Below are 17935 nucleotides of genomic sequence, written 5' to 3'. Positions count from 1 at the left end.
GTCCTGTTCGTCGGCAGCGTCCTTCACGGTCTGCAGGATGCAGCCGGCATCGGCCTGCAGCACGAAATTGTCGGCGTCGACGCGGCGGATGGCGTTCAGCCGCTCCAGGCTGACGACCACTGAGCCGGCGGTCTCGATATCGATCGCGCCCGCCACCAGGCCGGTATTGCCGCCTTGTGGGATGATGCCGAGCCCGAACGAGGCGCAGAGCCGCACCACCGCCTGGACCTCGGCCACCGAAGCCGGCCGCAGCACGGCAAGTGCTTCGCCATGATGATCGCCCGACCAGTCGCCGAGATATTTCGCCATGCCGGCGGCATCGACGGTCATGCCATTCGGCCCGACAGCGTCCCGCAGGGCACCGAGAACGTTTGGCGAAAGGGCATGCATTGTCATTAGGAGGCCGTCAGATGATGTTGGGCTATAGGGTGATACATATCATCCTACAACTCAGTTTGAGTCAATGGCGCTCCTTGTTCTTGGCGTATAAACCTGTAGCGGTGGCCATAGCGCGCATACGTTAGGCCACAAATTTCTGGCGTCTGGTCGGAATTTATCCTACCTTGTGGAGTGGAAATTTAGGGAGCCCCTAGTCATGAACAACGCCGAAAAAGTCAGCGTTACTATGGCTCGTGAGCAGATGCAGGCTATCCGAGAAAGTGTGGAGGCTGGCGAATTTGCCACCACCAGCGAGGCTATGCGTGATGCCGTGCGAGTGTGGCAGCGGCAACGCATTGAGGACGCCGAGCGCCTGGAGGCTATGCGCGCCCGAATCCGTCGCTCCATCGATGATCCACGCCCCAGCCTGACTTTGGAGGAGGCCGAGGCCGAGATGGCCCGGTTCATGGAAAGCGAGGCCGCTGGCTCCCCTAATGCGACGCGCTAAGGTCACGTTGCGGCCCGAAGCACTCACCGACCTAAAGGCAATCTATCGCTCCATAGCGCTTGCCAGCCAAAGCCATGCTGTTGCCTCCGGCTTTATCGGCAGAATTCTCGGCCGGTGCCGCAGGATTGGCGATGTACCGCACGGCGGCCGACCGCGTGACGACCTTCAGCCGGGGTTGCGTACGGTGCCCTTTGAGCGCAGCGCCGTAATCGTCTATCGAGTCGGAAAAACCGTGGAAATCGTCAATGTGTTCTACGGCGGCCGTGACTATGAGGCAGCATACCGGCGCCATGACGAAAGCACCGAGGATTAGCCTGGCGCATAAGTCCAAGTCGCGCTGACGCGAATGAATTGGCCCTTAAAGATATTGCTCGACCTTCTTGCCCACGGTCAGGAAGCGGAGCGGGTCGATGGCCTCGCCATTGTGGCGGACCTCGTAGTGCAGATGCGGGCCGGTGGAGCGGCCACTGCTGCCGGTCTTGCCGACAATGTCGCCGGCGGCGAGTTTCTGACCAACGGCCACATCGATTTCGCTCAAATGCCCATAGCGTGTGGCAAAGCCATTGCCATGGTCGACCTCGACCATGCGGCCATAGCCGCCGTTCCAGCCGGCCTTGGTGACGACGCCGGCCGCAGTGACCTTGGCCGCCATGCCAATCGGCGCGCGGAAATCCATGCCTGAATGCAGGGCCGCGGTGCCAAGGATCGGGTCGGTGCGCACGCCGAACGGGCTGGTGACGGAATGGCCGGGGGCAGGGTTGGCGAGCGGCAGCCGCCGCGCCTCCTTCTTCAACTGGTCGAGCGTATCCAGCGCCTCGTCGAGTTCCTTGACCTTGCTGTCGAACATCATCGAGGAGTCCAGCGGGATCAGCGGTCCGCCGACATCGCTTTCGTTTTTGCCGAAATCGCTGTCGACCGGCAGGCCGGCCGCCTCGAGCGCCTGGGTGATGGCATCGGCGCTCTTGTAGGCATTGTCGGCAAGCGTGGCGATACGGGTGAGCTGCTGGCTTTCGATGGCCTTGAGCGAATCGTTGATCGAGACGAACAGCTTGTCGGCACGGTCCGCCGCCGTTTCGCTTGGCAGCGGATCGGAGCGGGTCGACCACAAAGAGAACGGCCTGGTGTCGCCCGAGCCGAGGCTGGCGACCGAATAGGCCAAGGGCTCGCCGCCGGTCAGTTCGGCATGCTCGTCGGGCTTTGCTGCCGTTGCCGCATCAGCGGTTGGCGGCGTTCCGACTTCGTTTTCGGCCCGTTCGAGGATCGGGCCGAGGCGGCCATGGCGTTGGCTGAGCTGGCTCTGCCGCTCGAGCAGTTCACTGACTTTGGTTTCCATCAGTTTCTGGTCCAGAAGCTGGCGGCTGGTGATGCGGTCGACCTGGGCGCGCAATGCCGAGATGCGGTCCTCATAGGCCTGCTGCATGCGCGCCTGCCGCGCCGTGGTGGCGCCGATCAGATCGTCGCGCAGCACCAGATAGGAGGTTGCCAGCAGATAGCCGATGGCGATTGCCGCCAGTGCCGAACCAAGAAAGGCGACGAGCCACGGACGGATGGTGAAATGTCGGATTTCATTGCCCCGCGCAATGATGACCGTATGGGGCTCCTTGCGTCTGCCGAAGACCGCTGACTGACCGGTTAGGTTCACGGGACCAAGCTTTCGTTACGACACCAACGAAGCCTGATTACACATTATTAGGGTTAACAAAGCTTTGCCGTGGGTGCCGGCCGGCAAGGATGCGCGCAAAACGAGTGGCGGGTTGCGGGCAGGGTGGTGAGATCGGCGGCGTGTCAGAGCGCGCGCACCGCCTCCAGCACCGCTTCGGCATGACCTTTTACCCGGACCTTGTGCCAGATGCCGGCGATCCGGCCGTCCTTGCCGATCAGGAACGTCGCTCGTTCGACGCCCATATAGTTGCGGCCATACATCGTCTTTTCGACCCACAGATTGTAGGCCTCGATCACTTTGCGCTCCTCGTCGGCAACCAGGTCGACGGTGAGATCGTATTTGGTTTTGAATTTGTCGTGCTTCTTTACGCTGTCAGGCGATAGGCCGATCACGACGGCGCCGGCCTTTTCGAACTCCGGCTTCAGCTGGGAAAAGCTGATCGCCTCATTGGTGCAGCTTGTGGTGTCGTCCTGCGGATAGAAGTAAAGTACGACGGGTTTTCCCCGCAACGCGGCAAGGCTGAGCGAGCCGCCGCCGTCGCGCGGCAGGTCGAATTGCGGAGCAGCGTCGCCAATGTCGAGATCAGCCATATCGATGCCCTTGTTTGAGGTTACGCGCCCGGCTGCATCGTTATAGTGTCGAGCGGGGATTCGTCCACGATCGAATTCGTACAACGGAAAATTGCGTGGATCAGGAAGAACCGCAGCCCGAGAAAATCCGGTTCAGGCGTGACGAGATCACCGACCTGGGGACTTTCCCGTCTGCCTGCAGCGTGCCGCCGCTCGGCAAGGCGCGGATCGGCCGTGGCTTTCGCATCCTTGCCCGCCTGTTTGCCGGCGTCGCGGCCCTGGTGCTGCTGGCCGCCGCTGCCGTCTATGTCATCGGCGCCACCGGCATCGGCAGCGAGCGGCTGCGGGCGGAAGCCGAAACGGGGATCGAGAAACTCGCCGGTTTCGACGTCAAGGTCGCCGTCGGTCCTGCCAGCCTGACGCTTGACGGGTCGAGCTTCATTGCGCTGCAGGTCAAGGACGTCAGCGTCAAGACCGCCGACGGCAAGCCGATGGCCGACGCCGGGCGTGTGCGTTTCGGCATCCGGCTGATACCGCTGCTCTCGGGCGAGGTGCGGCTGACCAGCGCCAGGATTTCCGACGCCCATATTGTCACCGCGGCAATGCCGTCGGGCGGCGACTGGACAGCCGAGCTGCGCAATCAAGACGGCCTCATCGATCCGGAAAAGCTGGCCGCCGCTGTCTTCGGTCACGTCAACCATGCGCTCGATGCCGTGCGCGAGGATTCGATGCGCCGGATCGATCTCAAGAATGTCGAGTTCGAACTGCCCGAGGCCGGCTCGGTCAAGCTGGTCAACATCGCCAATGCCACCGTGCTGCAGTCGGGCCCGGGCAGCATGGAGTTCTCCTCCGAGGCGGATATCGATGGCCGGGCGCTCATGGTCACCGCTGCCGCCACCCGCGATACGACCTCCCTGCGGGTCACTGCGTTGAATGCGGCCATCGACATGGCGGCCATTCCACAGACAACGCCAGAGGCAGGCGGGAAAACCGGCGCGATCGCTTTGAAGCTGACGGGGACCGAAGGCTCGGGCGAAAGCGATTCCCGGCTGACGGCCTCGCTGTCGCTAACCGGCTCGGTGCTCGACCTCGGCACACGCGGGCTGTTGCCGGCCGATGTCGATGTCGACGCCACGCTTGTCTCCGGATCCAACAAGATAGATGTCGGCAGGCTGGTTTTGAAGACCGGCCGTTCGACGTTCAATTTCGCCGGTTCGATCGGGCCCAAGCCGGCGACCGGCGCAGCCGGTGAGGAGCCTTCCTACCGCTACGACCTGACCAGCGACGGCTCGACGCTGGCGCCGACGGAATCGCCCGAGCCGGCACTGAATTTCTTCGCCCGCATCGCCGGCGTCTATCAGATCAAAAGCCGCAAGCTCGTCGCCGAGCAGATCGGCATCAGGTCGGGATCGGGCAGCGAGGTGCTGGGCACAGCCGCACTTGCCTTCATCGACAACGGGCCGCCGGGCATTTCGCTGTCGCTCAACGTCCACGACATGCCGGTCTCGCATGTCAAGCAATTGTGGCCCTGGTTTTCAGCCAAGAATGCCCGGCTGTGGGTGCTGCAGAATCTGTTTGGCGGCCGTGTCGTCGACGCCAACCTGCAGTTCCAGGTCGTGCCGGGGCGGCTCGGCAACGGCGTGCCGCTTTCGGCTGACGAGGTGTTCGGCCGGTTCCAGGTCGAGGGCTCGCGCTTCGACACCGCCGGCCGCATCCCGCCGATCCGCGATGCCATTGGCGTGGTTTCCTTCCACGGCAACGATGTCGACATAGCTCTGTCTTCGGGCAGCGTCTATATGCCGAGTGGCCGCGCCGTGGCGGCAAGCAATGGCACGCTGTCGGTGAAGGCGGCGAACCGCCCGCCGGTGATAGGCGCGCTCGACATCGACGTCGCCGGCGAGGCGCCGGCCATCGCCGAACTCGCTTCCTACGAACCGATCAACGCAATGCGACATGTCGGTATTGCGCCGGACGACCTGTCCGGCACGGTGACGGGTCACGTCAAGGCCGACATTCCGCTGCAGTCCGGTGTCGACACCTCGAAGCTCGATTGGCTGGTGACGCTCGACTACAAGGACCTGTCGCTCGCCAAGCCGTTCGAAGACCAGACGATAACCGAGGCCGATGGTTCGATCGAAGTCGGGCCCGACAAGGCGGTGATCTCGGCCGACGCGAAGCTGAACGGCATTCCGGCTGAACTCGATCTGATCGAGCCGCTCGGGGATGACGGACCGCCGCGCAGCCGCAAGGTGGCGCTTGTGCTCGACGACAAGACACGCGCCACCACCATGCCTGGCCTGTCGCCGCTGATTTCGGGAACCATCAAGGTGGCGATCGACAAGAGCGGCGACGGCAGCCAGAACGTCGCGGTCGACCTGACCAGCGCCAGGCTGGACATTCCCTGGGCCGGCTGGAGCAAGGGGCCGGGCATTCCCGCCCATGCCACTTTCACCATGGCTAAGTCGGGCGATACGACAACGCTGTCCGATTTCGACCTTGATGGAAAGAGCTTTTCCGTCGAAGGCGATGTCGTGCTGGTCAAGGGCGCGCTGTCTTCGGCGCGCTTCAGCAAAGTCGCTTTGAACAGGGGCGACGACGTCGCGGTGACGGTGAAGCGGTCGGGCAAGGGCTTTGCGGTCGATGTCAGCGGCAATGCGCTCGATGCCCGCTCGCTGATCAAGCAGTTCACCTCCGACGTCGATACCGCCACCAAGACAACCGGCACGGATGCGGTTTCGGTCAGCGCCGATGTCACTTCGCTGACCGGGTTCCACGACGAGGTCCTGTCCAATCTGAAGCTCGACTACAGCGCCGCCGGCTCCAAGGTGAACGGGCTCAAGGTCAGCGCCACGGCAAGTTCAGGCGCCGCGATCACCATCAGCAACACCGCAGGCAATGGCGCGCGCGCGCTCAACATGAAGTCGGCCGACGCCGGGGCCATATTGCGCTTCCTCAACATCTACGAGCACATGGAAGGCGGCTCGATCACGCTGGCGCTCAGCGGCGCGGCCGACGGGCCGATGCGGGGTCAGGTCGACTCAAGCAACTTCTTCATCGTCAATGAACCGAAGCTCGCTTCGATCGTATCGACCACGCCGGTGGGCGACAGCCGCAGCCTGAACGAAGCGGTCAAAGGCAAGATCGACACTTCGCGGGTAAAGTTCGAGCGCGGCTACTCCGAGATCGACAAGGGTTCAGGCTATCTGAAGCTGGCCAATGGCGTCCTGCGCGGCCCGCGCATCGGCACCACCTTCCAGGGCACGCTCTACGACCAGAACAACAATATGGACATGACCGGCACATTCATGCCGGCCTATGGCCTCAACCGCATCTTCGGCGAATTGCCGCTGGTCGGCGCGCTGCTCGGCAACGGTCGCGACCGCGGCCTGATCGGCGTCACCTACCGGCTCAAGGGCAACGCCAACAAGCCGGTGCTGGACATAAACCCGCTATCGGTGATCGCGCCGGGCATTTTCCGCTCGATCTTCGAATATCGCTAGCACGAACAGTCGCCGAAAGGCCGAATTCGATTCTAGGCGGGTGCACGTTCGCCCTGACCACGTTCACGCCCAAGGCCTGGTGCGGATTTTCGCGCAGTCATCCGTCCGTCTATCGGGCGACGTTCCAGGATCACCAGTTGTTGCATCGGTCGCCGCTTGAAGAAGGAGATGATGCGCGCCATGCTTCCCATCAGATGGTTGCGCCGTACTTTTGCTGGGGCCGCCCGTACCTGGATTTGCTCGAAGCCCCATCGTGAATAGGCGTTGGCATTGGGCACGGCCGTGATCAGCCAAATGGGCTCTTGATCGTCGGCAAGCATCGTATCGATCAGCCTCGAAGCGATTCCATGGCTTCGCGCTTCCTTGGTGACGACGAGCGAGCCGAGTTCGCGCGAGCCATCACTATGTTTGCGGATTTGCACCGCACCGATGACGCGGCCCTTGGCTACCGCAACCATAAAGTTGGGCCAATTGATGCCCGTTGGGTTCAGGCGCTCAGAACGCACCAATGCGCGAATCGCCTGGTGGTCCCGCTCCGTCGCGCGACGAACGACAACAGCCAATTGATCCATGGATTCGCCTCCTGTACCGCGCTCCGGTCGCGCTCGGCGGCAGGAAGTAGCAAGAGGTGTGTTTCAGCCGAATGTCGTTACGGCCGCGCTTGTGTTTCCTCCTGATGCCGTCCGGTCACACCGGCCGCACCAGAACGTGTTTTTTCTTGCCCAATGAAAGCTTTGCGACGTTTTCCGGACTGAGATCCCGAGGTGTCACCATCCTGCGGTCATCCGATATTGACTGGTCGTTGAGGCGCACGGCGCCGCCCTGGATGTGACGCCGCGCCTCGCCGTTGGACCCGGCAAGGCCCGCGGTGACCAACAGCGACAGGATGCCGATGCCGGCTTCGAGCGCTGCGCCGTCGACCTCGACGGTCGGCAGGGTTTCGGCCGTCACGCCTTCCTCAAAAGTCTTGCGAGCCGTCTCGCTGGCCTTTTCCGCCGCCTCACGGCCGTGCAGCGTGGCGGTGATCTCGGTGGCGAGAACTTTCTTCGCCTCGTTGATCTCGGAACCACCCAGCGCTGCCAGGCGCGCGACCTCATCCAGGGCCAGCGTCGTATACAGCTTGAGGAAGCGGCCGACATCGGCGTCCTCGGTGTTGCGCCAGTATTGCCAGAATTCGTAGGGGCTCAGCATCTCGGCATCGAGCCAGACCGCGCCTGACGCCGATTTGCCCATCTTGGCGCCGGACGAGGTGGTGAGCAGCGGCGTGGTCAGCGCGTAAAGCTGCGCATTTTCCATGCGATGGCCAAGATCGATACCGTTGACGATGTTGCCCCACTGGTCGGAGCCGCCCATCTGCAGCCGGCAGCCCTGACGCTTGTAGAGCTCGACGAAGTCGTAGGCCTGCAGGATCATGTAGTTGAATTCGAGGAACGACAGCGACTGCTCGCGGTCGAGCCTGAGCTTGACCGAATCGAAGGCGAGCATGCGGTTGACGGAAAAATGCCGGCCGACATCACGCAGGAAGTTGACGTAGTTGATCTCCATCAGCCAGTCGGCGTTGTTGACCATGATGGCGTCGTTGGGTCCGCTGCCGAATGTGAGGTAAGGCGCAAAGTTGCGGCGGATGCCGGCCAGATTGTCCTCGATATCCGCTGGCGTCAGCAGCTTGCGCGCCTCGTCCTTGAAGGACGGATCGCCGATCATCGAAGTGCCGCCGCCCATCAGCGCGATCGGCCGGTGGCCGGTCTGCTGCAGCCAGTGCAACATCATGATCTGGATCAGCGACCCGGCATGCAGGCTTTTTGCGGTTGCGTCGAAGCCGATATAGGCGGTCACCGTTTCCTTCGCGAAAAGTTGATCCAGCCCGGTCTCATCCGAGATCTGATGGATGAAACCGCGCTCGCTCATGACGCGCAGGAAATCGGATTTGAAGGCAGACATTGTTTCTTCCTGAAAGCGCCGGACCCCAACTGCCCGGCGTGATACGAACGCGGGCGTTTAGCATCCAAGCGGCCGAAGCAAAAGTGGTTTCCGGTTTGCGTCCGCAGAGACGGCATATGCTGGGCTGCCGCGCGCGCTTGCTTCATCTTGCCGGCTGGCGTAATGAGGCGCCGCGCCAACGGGTTCATGCAACCTTCGATCCGCTGGAACGGCACCGCACGGCATCCGCCAAAATGCCATATCCTGTGACAGAGCCCGACGCGACATATGCCGGACGCATTGATATCCATCGTCATTCCTTGCCGCAACGAGGCGGCGAACCTGCCGCTTCTGATCGATGAGATCGAGGCCGCGATGACCGGACGCGACTTCGAAATCATCGTCGTCAATGACGGTTCGACCGACGATACGGCTTCCGTGCTTGCCGCCGAGGCAGCCAGACGCCCGTTTCCGCTTCGTCAGCTGCGCCACGAAAAATCCGCCGGCCAGTCGCTTTCGGTGCGCTCGGGCGCCTGGGCGGCGCGCGGCGCCATCGTCGCAACCATCGATGGTGATGGCCAGAACGATCCCCAATATATCCCCGTGCTGGTCGACGCGCTGCGCAAGGCCGGGCCTGATTTCGGCGCCGCGCAAGGGCAGCGGCTGAAGCGCCGCGACAGCAAGATCAAGCAACTGGCGTCGCGCTTCGCCAACTGGCTGCGTGGCGCGATCCTGCATGACGACACCCGCGACACCGGCTGTGGCCTGAAGGCGATCCACACCGATATTCTGCGCAAACTGCCGTTCTTCGACGGCACGCATCGTTTTGTTCCGGCGCTGGTCATCCAGGAAGGTTACCGCGTCGTGCACTGCGACGTCGTCGACCGCTCGCGGCGCCACGGCAAGTCGAATTACGGCATCTTCGACCGCGGCCTGCAGGGCGTGCTCGATCTCGCCGGCGTCTGGTGGCTTCGGCGCCGGCGCCGCAGGATGCCAACGGTAGAGGAAATCACGCATGGCTAACGTGTTTCAGGAACTGGCGACCTGGCTGCACCAGGTTTTCATCAAGCAGTTCGACGCCTGGATCCTGCTCGGCTTCGTCGCCCAGTTCTTCTTCACCATGCGCTTCGTCGTGCAGTGGCTCGCCTCGGAAAAGGCCAAGCGCAGCGTCGTGCCGGTCGCTTTCTGGTTCTTTTCGCTGTTCGGCGGCGGCCTGTTGCTGATCTATGCCATCGTGCGCCAGGATCCGGTGTTCATCGCCGGCCAGGCGATGGGCATGTTCATCTATGTCAGAAATCTTTGGCTCATCGCCAATGAGCGCAAAGCGGCGGCGATGACAAAGGTCGATTGAAGAAAGTCTGGGGTCGACTGAGGAAAGTCTGGTCAAGGCAGGATCCGGTGGTTGCAATGAACAGGAACTACGTCCTGCTTTTCCTGTTCAGCCTGCTGCTGACGGCCAGTGGGCTGGCTTCGCTGCCGCCGATCGACCGCGATGAATCGCGTTTCGTCCAGGCCACCAAGCAGATGGTCGAAACCGGCGATTATGTCGACATCCGCTTCCAGGACATGTCGCGCTATCAGAAGCCGGTCGGCATCTACTGGCTGCAATCGGCGGCCGTGACGCTGAGCGGCGAGGGGGCCGGGGCGCCGATCTGGATCTATCGCCTGGTCTCGGCGCTGGGCATCGCCATTGCCGTGGTGGCGATCGCCTGGACAGGCGCCAGTCTTTTCGGCGCCAATGCCGGCCTCGCGGCCGGACTGATCATGGCAGCGATCTTCGCCACCGCCTTCGAAGGCCGCGACGCCAAGACGGACGCCATGCTTCTGGCCTGCTGCGTTGCGGCGCAAGGCGCCCTGGCGCGGATCTACACCGCCTCGCGCCGCAACCAACCGGTGGCCGGCCATCTCTGGTGGATATTCTGGGTGGCGCAAGGCATTGCGATCCTGATCAAGGGACCGATCGCGCCTCTGTTGTCGGCGCTGACAGTTGCGGCACTGTTTGCTTTCGAGCGCGATGGGCGCTGGTTGAAAAACCTGAAAGTCGGCCGCGGCCTTTTGATCGTGCTCTTGATCGCACTGCCCTGGCTCGCGCTGATCACCTGGAAGAGCCATGGCGCCTTCCTGCAGCAAGCGGTCGGCAAGGACATGCTGGGCAAGGTCGCCTCAGGCGAGGAATCGCACGGCATTCCGCCCGGCTTCTATGTGCTGACCTATTCGCTGTTCATGTGGCCGTTCGGGCTGATCGCCGTCGGCGCCGGGCTGCAGGCGCTCAACCGCCTGCGCGACGATCCGCGCCTGCGCTTTTGCCTCGCGTGGTACATCCCGTTCTGGCTGGTATTCGAGCTGATCCCGACCAAGCTGCCGCATTATGTGCTGCCGGCCTATCCTGGCATGGCGCTGCTGGTCGGCTGGCTTCTGACCCTGCAGCCGGAGGACGCCAATGCGCCGCTCAAGCGCTGGCAGTCATGGCTTTGGTGGTCGACCGCCTTCGGTCTTGGCCTGGTCAGCATCGGCCTGGCCGTTGTCTCGGTTGGCGCGCCGATCTATCTCGCCAAGGCATTCTCGTGGTGGAGCATTCCGGCCGCACTTGCCGCGCTCGTCACCGGCTATCTCGCCTTTCCCCGCCGTTTGCAGGTGTCGCTTCCCCGCATCGGTGCGATCGCGGCCGGCGCCGGCATCACTCTTGGCTTGCTGTTCGGGATGATCGCCCCGTCACTGAAGCCGATCTGGCTGAGCCCGGCGATCAAGGCTGCGGTCGACGTGAACCGTCCCTGCGACACGACCGTGCTTGCCTCGGCGCCATATCACGAACCGAGCCTTGTCTTCCTGGTCGGAACCAAGACGATCCTGACCGATGTCGACGGCGTCGCCGCACACCTGCTCGGCGATTCGGCCTGCGCGCTCGGGCTGGCGCCTGTCGCCGACGAGAAGAAGCTGAGCGATATGCTGGCCGCGCAAGGCAAGACGGCCAACCGCCTCACCGAGATCGACGGCCTCAATTATTCCTCGGGCGACAGGCTGTCGCTTGGCCTCTACCGGGTGGCCAAGTGAAAACCCCCGTGACGCCATCTGTGGTGTTTCGTCGGTCGCGCGACAATCTCCTCGACACGATGCGCATCGTGCGGCGGCGCCTGGCGACGCGCCCGGCCCGCTACCCGAAAATCCTGTGGTCGGTCTGGGCTGTGGCCTGGCTTTTGCTGACGATCGCGGTCTCGATCCGTTTTGACGACGCAGCAGGGGCGATGGTGAGGCAGTGGCCGCCCGGCTTCAAACGCTTCACGGAGTTTTTCACCGTCTTCGGCCTGGGCGGCTGGTATCTCATCCCGTCGGCACTGGTGCTGCTTGCCGCGAATCTGACGGATTGGCGCAGTCTTTCCAGGCGCGCGCGGATGACCCTCTACAACTGGACCTCTTTTGCTTTCATGGTGGTGGGTTCGATCGCGGCGTCCGCTCTGGTCGTCAATGTGCTGAAATATGGCGTCGGAAGAGCCAGGCCGATGAATTTCAGCAAGCTCGGCGATCTGTCGCTGCATCCTTTTGCCATGGAGGCGAGCTTTGCCAGTTTCCCGTCGGGCCATGCCACAACGATGGGCGTCATTTTCGGACTGGCGTTGCTGATGTTACCACAGCGCAAATGGATGCTGCTGGCCGTGACCCTGGCCATCGCGTCGACCCGGATTTTTGTCGGCGCACACTATCCGAGCGACACCGTCGCCGGCTTCGGTCTCGGTTGTGCCGTTGCCATCGCTAGCGCGCTGGTCTTTACACGGCTGGGGTTTATCTTCCGCCACACGACAAACGGATTGCCGGTTCCTAAAACGACGTTCCGGCTGTTCCGGCGGGCTCGCAAACCAGACCGCAACGGTGCATCGCGGCAAACGAATCTCGGCATTGGGGCAACCCGGGCAAACCCCTGAATTGCCTGCGCCCTTGCGTCCAGCGATATATAGCCGCTGCGGCTATTGGCTGTCGATGCCGCCCCAGCTCCGCACCAGCCGGGCCATGTCGGGCGCGCCGGCGGCTTCCTTCTCCAGCCCTTCGGCGACACCGACCCGATCGGCGACAGGGCGGTTCTGGCTGACCTTCCATTTGCCGCTGATCTCGGCGATCTCGATCTCCAGCCCGATAATGCCCTTGATCTGCGACTGGATGTAGCTTGGCGGCGCATCGGTCACCGCCCAGGGTGTCTCACGCGCGCCTTCCTGCGACAGCGTCAGATCGGAAATCTGCTGTGCGATCCACTTTGCATCGTCGATCACTCTGACCATCCCGCGCACCTGGACGATGGCATAGTTCCAGGTCGGCACCACCTTGCCGGTTTCGCGCTTGGTCTCGTACCAGGACGGCGTCACATAGGCGTCGGCGCCCTGGAACACGACCAGCACGGGCGATGCCGGATTGTCGGCCAGCAGCCGCCATTGCGGGTTGGCCTTGGCAAGGTGCGCGCGCAGTTTGCCGTTCGGCCCGGCCTCGGCATCGAGCAGGAACGGAATGGCGTTGGCGATGGGGCCGTCCTGTCCATTTGAAATCAGCAGCCCAAGCGGGTGCGAGCGGATCAGGCCGTGCAGGACGTCTTGGCGCGTCTCTGCGAAATGAGGAGGTTGGTACATGATCGGTCACGCCTTCTTCGGCTGGCTGAATCGGCATTCTGCACCGTTCAGGCAGGCCGCGCCACATGTCAGGCGTGCCAGATCACATGGATCAGCGTAAAACGGCATTCGCGCCCGTCACGGGCACGAAGTGAACGATGCCGGATCCGGGGACCTTAGCGCAGCCGCTTCGGCCGCGGATCCGACAATTCGCCGGCCAGGCGCCGGTCGAGATAGTCGGCGCATTCCTCGAGCAGCAGCTCGGAATCGTTGGCGAAGAAATGGTTGGCGCCGGGCAACGTCTTCTGCGTGATGGTGATGCCCTTTTGCGTGTGCAGCTTGTCGACCAGGCCCTGCACATCCTTGGGCGGCGCCACCTTGTCGGCATCGCCATGGATGATCAGGCCCGATGACGGGCAGGGCGCCAGGAACGAGAAATCATAAGTGTTGGGCTGCGGCGCGATCGAAATGAAACCCTCGATCTCGGGACGGCGCATCAGAAGCTGCATGCCGATCCACGAGCCGAAGGAATAGCCGGCGACCCAGCAGCTCTTGGAATCCGGATGCAGCGACTGCACCCAGTCGAGCGCTGCGGCCGCATCCGACAATTCGCCGGTGCCGTGGTCGAATTCGCCCTGGCTGCGGCCGATGCCGCGGAAATTGAAGCGAAGCGTGGTGAAATCGCGCTTCTGGAACATGTAGAAGAGGTCGTAGACGATCTTGTTGTTCATCGTGCCGCCGAACTGCGGGTGCGGATGCAACACGATGGCGATCGGCGCGCTCTTTTCCTTGGAAGGCTGGTAGCGGCCCTCCAGGCGGCCGGCCGGACCGGTGAAAATGACCTCAGGCATAAAATACTCCACGTGGCATAAGAATGCGCGGCGCCCGGAACAACTCTTTCCTCTGGCCTTGACGCAGGGCGAGCGTCTTCTTAGAAGCTAGTTTAGAATTGTTCAAAACTGGATAGCCAGCCGTAACGGCTCGGCCATCCCCACCGCAAGCCGCGTAAATAGGACGTCTTGCCTTGCAATTTCAAGGAAATAACGCGCTATCCCTGCGGAATGGGTTTTGACGGGATCGATTGAGCGAAAATGGCCGCAGCACGCGCCTATCTTGACTACAATGCCAGCGCGCCGCTCGTCACCGAGGCGCGTGAGGTGATGATTGCGGCGCTCGATCTCGTCGCCAATCCGTCGTCGGTGCATGCCGAGGGCCGCGCGGCGCGCCGGCTGATCGAGAACGCCAGGCGCGACGTGGCGGTGCTGGTCAATGCGAAACCCGAACATGTCGTGTTCACCTCCGGCGCGACCGAGGCTGCCTCGACGCTTTTGACGCCGGATTGGCAGATGGGCCGCGGCACTGTGCGCATGAGCCGTCTCTATGTCTGCGAAGCCGATCATCCTAGCCTGCTCAATGGCGGCCGTTTTCCGGCCGCGCAGGTGACGCGGATCGGCGTCGATGCCAACGGCATCGCCAATCTCGCTCACCTGACAGCCGCGCTGGCCTCGCATGACAAGGCCGACGGCCTGCCGCTGGTCGCCATCCATGCCGCCAACAACGAGACCGGCGTCATCCAGCCGGTCGAGGCCATCGCCGCAATCGTCAAGGCGGCTGGCGGCATTCTGGTCGTCGACGCGGTGCAGGCAGCAGGCCGCGTTTCCATCGATATTTCAGCGGGTTACGTCGACTATCTGATTCTGTCTTCGCATAAGATTGGTGGTCCCAAAGGCGTCGGCGCGATTGTTGCCGCGGCCGATCTGATGATGCCGAAGCCGCTGATCAATGGCGGCGGCCAGGAAAAGGGCCATCGCGGCGGCACCGAAAACCTGGCGGCCATCGCCGGCTTCGGCGCCGCTGCACGGCAGGCTCTGGCCGGATTGCAGACCATGGACGGGGTGCGGGTTCGCCGCGACGAGGTCGAAACCATCATCAAAACACTGGTGCCGGACGCGGAAATCTTCGGAACCGGCGCGCCAAGGCTTGCCAACACGACATTCTTCGCTATTCCCGGCACCAAGGCCGAGACGGCGCAGATCGCTTTCGATCTGGCCGGCGTGGCGCTATCGGCAGGATCTGCCTGTTCGTCGGGTAAGGTCGGGCCGAGCCATGTGCTGAAGGCCATGGGTTACGGTGACAGCCTCGGTGCTTTGCGCGTGTCCATCGGCCACGCAACGAGTGCCGGCGATATCGAACTGTTCCATACTGCGCTGGCGGGAATAGCCCAGCGCCGGGCGGGCAGGGAACAAGCTGCCTGAGGCGGCGGGAGCATCGGACCGAAAAGTGCGCAAGCGGTTTTCGGATAATCCGATGCTCAAAGTAAAGACCAATTCAGGCCTCGTGGCCTGGTAGAGCCGTGCGTTGAGAAGTGGCCGGGTGAATTCCGGGTCGAAACGCACTATATGGAACTTACGCCGCTTCCGGTGCCTCCAGGGGCAGCCGTTGGCGATGCCATAGTTTGAAAACTGTCGGGCCTTGACCCCGGCGTGGATGGAGAACGCTTATGCCTGCTGTGCAGGACACGATCGATCGGGTCCGAAAGATCGACGTCGACCAGTACAAATACGGATTCCAGACAGAGATCGCGATGGACAAGGCCCCCAAGGGCCTGAGCGAAGACATTATTCGCTTCATCTCGGCCAAGAAGGATGAACCGTCCTGGATGCTGGAATGGCGTCTGGAAGCCTATCGGCGCTGGCTGACGCTGGAAGAGCCGACCTGGGCGCGCGTCCACTATCCGAAGATTGACTTCCAGGACCTCCATTACTACGCGGCGCCCAAGAGCACGCCCGGCCCGACATCGCTCAGCGACGTCGATCCCGAGCTGTTGAAGGTCTACGAGAAGCTCGGCATTCCGCTCAGGGAACAGGAAATCCTGGCCGGCGTGCAGAAGACCGACGCGTCCGAACTCGAGGAGCCCAGCGACAACGTCTACAAATCGGGCCGTGTCGCCGTTGACGCGGTGTTCGATTCCGTCTCCGTCGTCACAACCTTCAAGAAGGAGCTGGCGCAGGCCGGCGTCATCTTCTGCTCGATCTCGGAAGCCATTCGCGAGCATCCGGAACTGGTGCAGAAATATCTGGGCTCGGTCGTGCCGACCTCGGACAATTTCTACGCCACGCTGAATTCGGCCGTGTTCACCGACGGCTCGTTCGTCTTCGTGCCCAAGGGCGTGCGCTGCCCGATGGAGCTGTCGACCTATTTCCGCATGAACGAGAAGAACACCGGCCAGTTCGAACGCACGCTGATCATCGCCGAGGAGGGGGCTTACGTCTCCTATCTCGAAGGCTGTACGGCGCCGCAGCGCGACGAGAACCAGTTGCATGCCGCTGTCGTCGAGCTGGTGGCGCTCGACGATGCCGAGATCAAATATTCGACGGTGCAGAACTGGTACCCCGGCGACGCCGAGGGCAAGGGCGGCATCTACAATTTCGTCACCAAGCGCGGCGACTGCCGTGGCGACCGTTCGAAGATCTCGTGGACGCAGGTCGAAACCGGTTCGGCCATCACCTGGAAATATCCAAGCTGCATCCTGCGCGGCGACGATTCCTCGGGCGAGTTCTATTCGATCGCGGTGTCGAACGGCTACCAGCAGGTCGATAGCGGCACCAAGATGATCCATCTCGGCAAGAACACGTCGAGCCGCATCATCTCCAAGGGCATTGCCGCCGGCTTCTCGCAGAACACCTATCGCGGCCAGGTCTCGGCGCATCGCAAGGCGACCAACGCCCGCAACTTCACCAACTGCGATAGTCTCCTGATCGGTGACCAGTGCGGCGCGCACACCGTGCCATACATGGAAGCCAAGAACTCGACGGCGCAGTTCGAGCATGAGGCGACGACCTCGAAGATTTCCGAGGACCAGAAGTTCTACGTCATGCAGCGCGGCATTCCCGAAGAGGAAGCGATCGCGCTCATCGTCAACGGCTTCGTCAAGGACGTCATCCAGCAGCTGCCGATGGAGTTCGCGGTCGAAGCGCAGAAGCTGATCGGCATCAGCCTCGAGGGCTCGGTCGGCTGACCGGACAAGATATTCAGGAAAGAAAAGAATGCTTGAGATCAAGAACCTGCATGCCCGCATCGTCGATGACGGCACCGAGATCATCCGCGGCCTCAACCTGACGGTGAAAGCCGGCGAGGTCGCTGCCATCATGGGCCCCAATGGCTCGGGCAAGTCGACGCTGTCCTACATCCTCGCCGGCCGCGAGGACTATGAGGTCACCGAAGGTGACATCCTCTACAACGGCCAGTCGATCCTCGAAATGGATCCGGCCGAGCGCGCCACCGCGGGCATATTCCTCGCCTTCCAGTATCCTATGGAGATACCGGGCGTCGCGACCATGGAATTCCTGAAAGTGGCGATGAACGAGCAGCGCAAGGCGCGCGGCGAAGAACCGCTGAAAATCCCGGAATTTTTGAAGCGGGTGAAGGAAGCGGCCGCCTCGCTCAACATGGACATGGCGATGCTGAAGCGGCCGCTCAATGTCGGCTTCTCCGGCGGCGAGAAGAAGCGCGCCGAAATCCTGCAGATGAAGCTCCTGGAGCCGAGACTCTGCGTGCTCGACGAGACCGATTCCGGCCTCGACATTGATGCGCTGAAGATCGTCTCGGACGGCGTCAACGCGCTGCGTTCGCCGGACCGCGCCATCGTCGTCATCACCCACTACCAGCGCCTGCTCGAGCACATCGTGCCGGATAGCGTGCACGTCCTCTACAAAGGTCAGGTGATCAAGTCCGGCGACAAGTCGCTGGCGCTCGATCTCGAAGCCAATGGCTATGCCGGCGTGATCGGCGAAGCCGCGTGAGATGCC

17 protein-coding genes are annotated in these 17935 nt (G+C 62.6%); 10 read left to right on the top strand and 7 right to left on the bottom strand.

The genetic code is table 11. The features are described 5' to 3' along the window. Positions 1 to 330, bottom strand: a 330-nt coding sequence (locus AC04SG_RS06805; protein ID WP_488550389.1) for an FAD-binding oxidoreductase, incomplete at its 3' end; no start/stop codon positions are given. Positions 331 to 595: 265 nt separating this feature from the next. Between AC04SG_RS06805 and AC04SG_RS06800 the strand changes: the two genes are divergently transcribed. Both AC04SG_RS06800 and AC04SG_RS06795 read left to right on the top strand, forming a co-directional pair. Then, the gene (locus AC04SG_RS06800) at positions 596 to 886 is read left to right on the top strand and encodes a ribbon-helix-helix domain-containing protein (RefSeq protein ID WP_352591749.1); all 291 of its coding nucleotides are present in this window, start codon (positions 596 to 598) and stop codon (positions 884 to 886) included. Continuing rightward, positions 873 to 1199 (top strand): type II toxin-antitoxin system RelE/ParE family toxin, encoded by a 327-nt coding sequence (locus AC04SG_RS06795; protein WP_488550388.1) that lies wholly within the window; start codon positions 873 to 875, stop codon positions 1197 to 1199. The genes AC04SG_RS06800 and AC04SG_RS06795 overlap by 14 nt, the downstream gene beginning before the upstream one ends. 45 nt (positions 1200 to 1244) lie before the next feature. Here the strand turns inward: AC04SG_RS06795 and AC04SG_RS06790 are convergent, their stop codons facing one another. After that, on the bottom strand, positions 1245 to 2528 hold the full coding sequence (locus AC04SG_RS06790) for a M23 family metallopeptidase (protein ID WP_488550387.1): 1284 nt from the start codon (positions 2526 to 2528) through the stop codon (positions 1245 to 1247). Between the two features lie 143 nt (positions 2529 to 2671). Next, positions 2672 to 3139 carry a peroxiredoxin gene (locus tag AC04SG_RS06785; protein ID WP_488550386.1) on the bottom strand — a complete coding sequence of 156 codons (468 nt, stop codon included), beginning with the start codon at positions 3137 to 3139 and terminating at the stop codon, positions 2672 to 2674. Between the two features lie 95 nt (positions 3140 to 3234). On the opposite strand from AC04SG_RS06785, the gene AC04SG_RS06780 reads away from it, so the two are divergent. Further along, on the top strand, positions 3235 to 6618 hold the full coding sequence (locus AC04SG_RS06780) for a hypothetical protein (protein ID WP_488550385.1): 3384 nt from the start codon (positions 3235 to 3237) through the stop codon (positions 6616 to 6618). 32 nt (positions 6619 to 6650) lie between these two features. Here the strand turns inward: AC04SG_RS06780 and AC04SG_RS06775 are convergent, their stop codons facing one another. Both AC04SG_RS06775 and tyrS read right to left on the bottom strand, forming a co-directional pair. Continuing rightward, positions 6651 to 7190, bottom strand: a complete 540-nt coding sequence (locus AC04SG_RS06775) for a GNAT family N-acetyltransferase (RefSeq protein WP_488550384.1) — start codon at positions 7188 to 7190, stop codon at positions 6651 to 6653. Between the two features lie 115 nt (positions 7191 to 7305). Next, positions 7306 to 8559, bottom strand: coding sequence for a tyrosine--tRNA ligase (gene tyrS / locus AC04SG_RS06770; RefSeq protein ID WP_488550383.1), 1254 nt, complete (start codon positions 8557 to 8559; stop codon positions 7306 to 7308). Positions 8560 to 8826: 267 nt separating this feature from the next. Between tyrS and AC04SG_RS06765 the strand changes: the two genes are divergently transcribed. Genes AC04SG_RS06765 through AC04SG_RS06750 form a run of 4 tightly spaced genes read left to right on the top strand, consistent with a single transcriptional unit; the run spans position 8827 to position 12455 of the window. Next, positions 8827 to 9561 carry a glycosyltransferase family 2 protein gene (locus tag AC04SG_RS06765; protein WP_488550382.1) on the top strand — a complete coding sequence of 245 codons (735 nt, stop codon included), beginning with the start codon at positions 8827 to 8829 and terminating at the stop codon, positions 9559 to 9561. Continuing rightward, complete coding sequence (locus AC04SG_RS06760) at positions 9554 to 9889, top strand: lipid-A-disaccharide synthase N-terminal domain-containing protein (RefSeq protein ID WP_112561406.1); 336 nt, start codon at positions 9554 to 9556, stop codon at positions 9887 to 9889. The genes AC04SG_RS06765 and AC04SG_RS06760 overlap by 8 nt, the downstream gene beginning before the upstream one ends. Positions 9890 to 9945: 56 nt before the next feature. Further along, on the top strand, positions 9946 to 11589 hold the full coding sequence (locus AC04SG_RS06755; protein ID WP_488550381.1) for an ArnT family glycosyltransferase: 1644 nt from the start codon (positions 9946 to 9948) through the stop codon (positions 11587 to 11589). A gap of 59 nt (positions 11590 to 11648) precedes the next feature. Next, positions 11649 to 12455, top strand: coding sequence for a phosphatase PAP2 family protein (locus AC04SG_RS06750; protein WP_488550380.1), 807 nt, complete (start codon positions 11649 to 11651; stop codon positions 12453 to 12455). Between the two features lie 42 nt (positions 12456 to 12497). Here the strand turns inward: AC04SG_RS06750 and AC04SG_RS06745 are convergent, their stop codons facing one another. Beyond that, entirely contained in the window at positions 12498 to 13148 is a 651-nt protein-coding gene (locus AC04SG_RS06745) for an FMN-binding negative transcriptional regulator (RefSeq protein WP_488550379.1), read from the bottom strand. Between the two features lie 155 nt (positions 13149 to 13303). Next, a complete protein-coding gene (locus tag AC04SG_RS06740; RefSeq protein ID WP_192253503.1) occupies positions 13304 to 13978 on the bottom strand; it encodes an alpha/beta hydrolase in 675 nt (224 codons plus the stop codon). 240 nt (positions 13979 to 14218) lie between these two features. Between AC04SG_RS06740 and AC04SG_RS06735 the strand changes: the two genes are divergently transcribed. From AC04SG_RS06735 to sufC, 3 genes are all read left to right on the top strand, one after another. After that, entirely contained in the window at positions 14219 to 15382 is a 1164-nt protein-coding gene (locus AC04SG_RS06735) for a cysteine desulfurase family protein (RefSeq protein WP_488550378.1), read from the top strand. A 245-nt stretch (positions 15383 to 15627) separates the two neighbouring features. Further along, the gene (gene sufB / locus AC04SG_RS06730; protein ID WP_488550377.1) at positions 15628 to 17145 is read left to right on the top strand and encodes a Fe-S cluster assembly protein SufB; all 1518 of its coding nucleotides are present in this window, start codon (positions 15628 to 15630) and stop codon (positions 17143 to 17145) included. 28 nt (positions 17146 to 17173) lie between these two features. Next, positions 17174 to 17929: a Fe-S cluster assembly ATPase SufC gene (gene sufC, locus AC04SG_RS06725; RefSeq protein WP_112561411.1), complete on the top strand. Its 756-nt coding sequence runs from the start codon at positions 17174 to 17176 to the stop codon at positions 17927 to 17929. Positions 17930 to 17935 lie beyond the last annotated feature (6 nt).

The sequence above is a fragment of the Mesorhizobium sp. CNPSo 4684 genome, assembly GCF_057784315.1.
The sequence above is the reverse complement of the archived record's forward strand: the minus strand, read 5'-3'. Positions and strand labels throughout refer to the sequence as shown.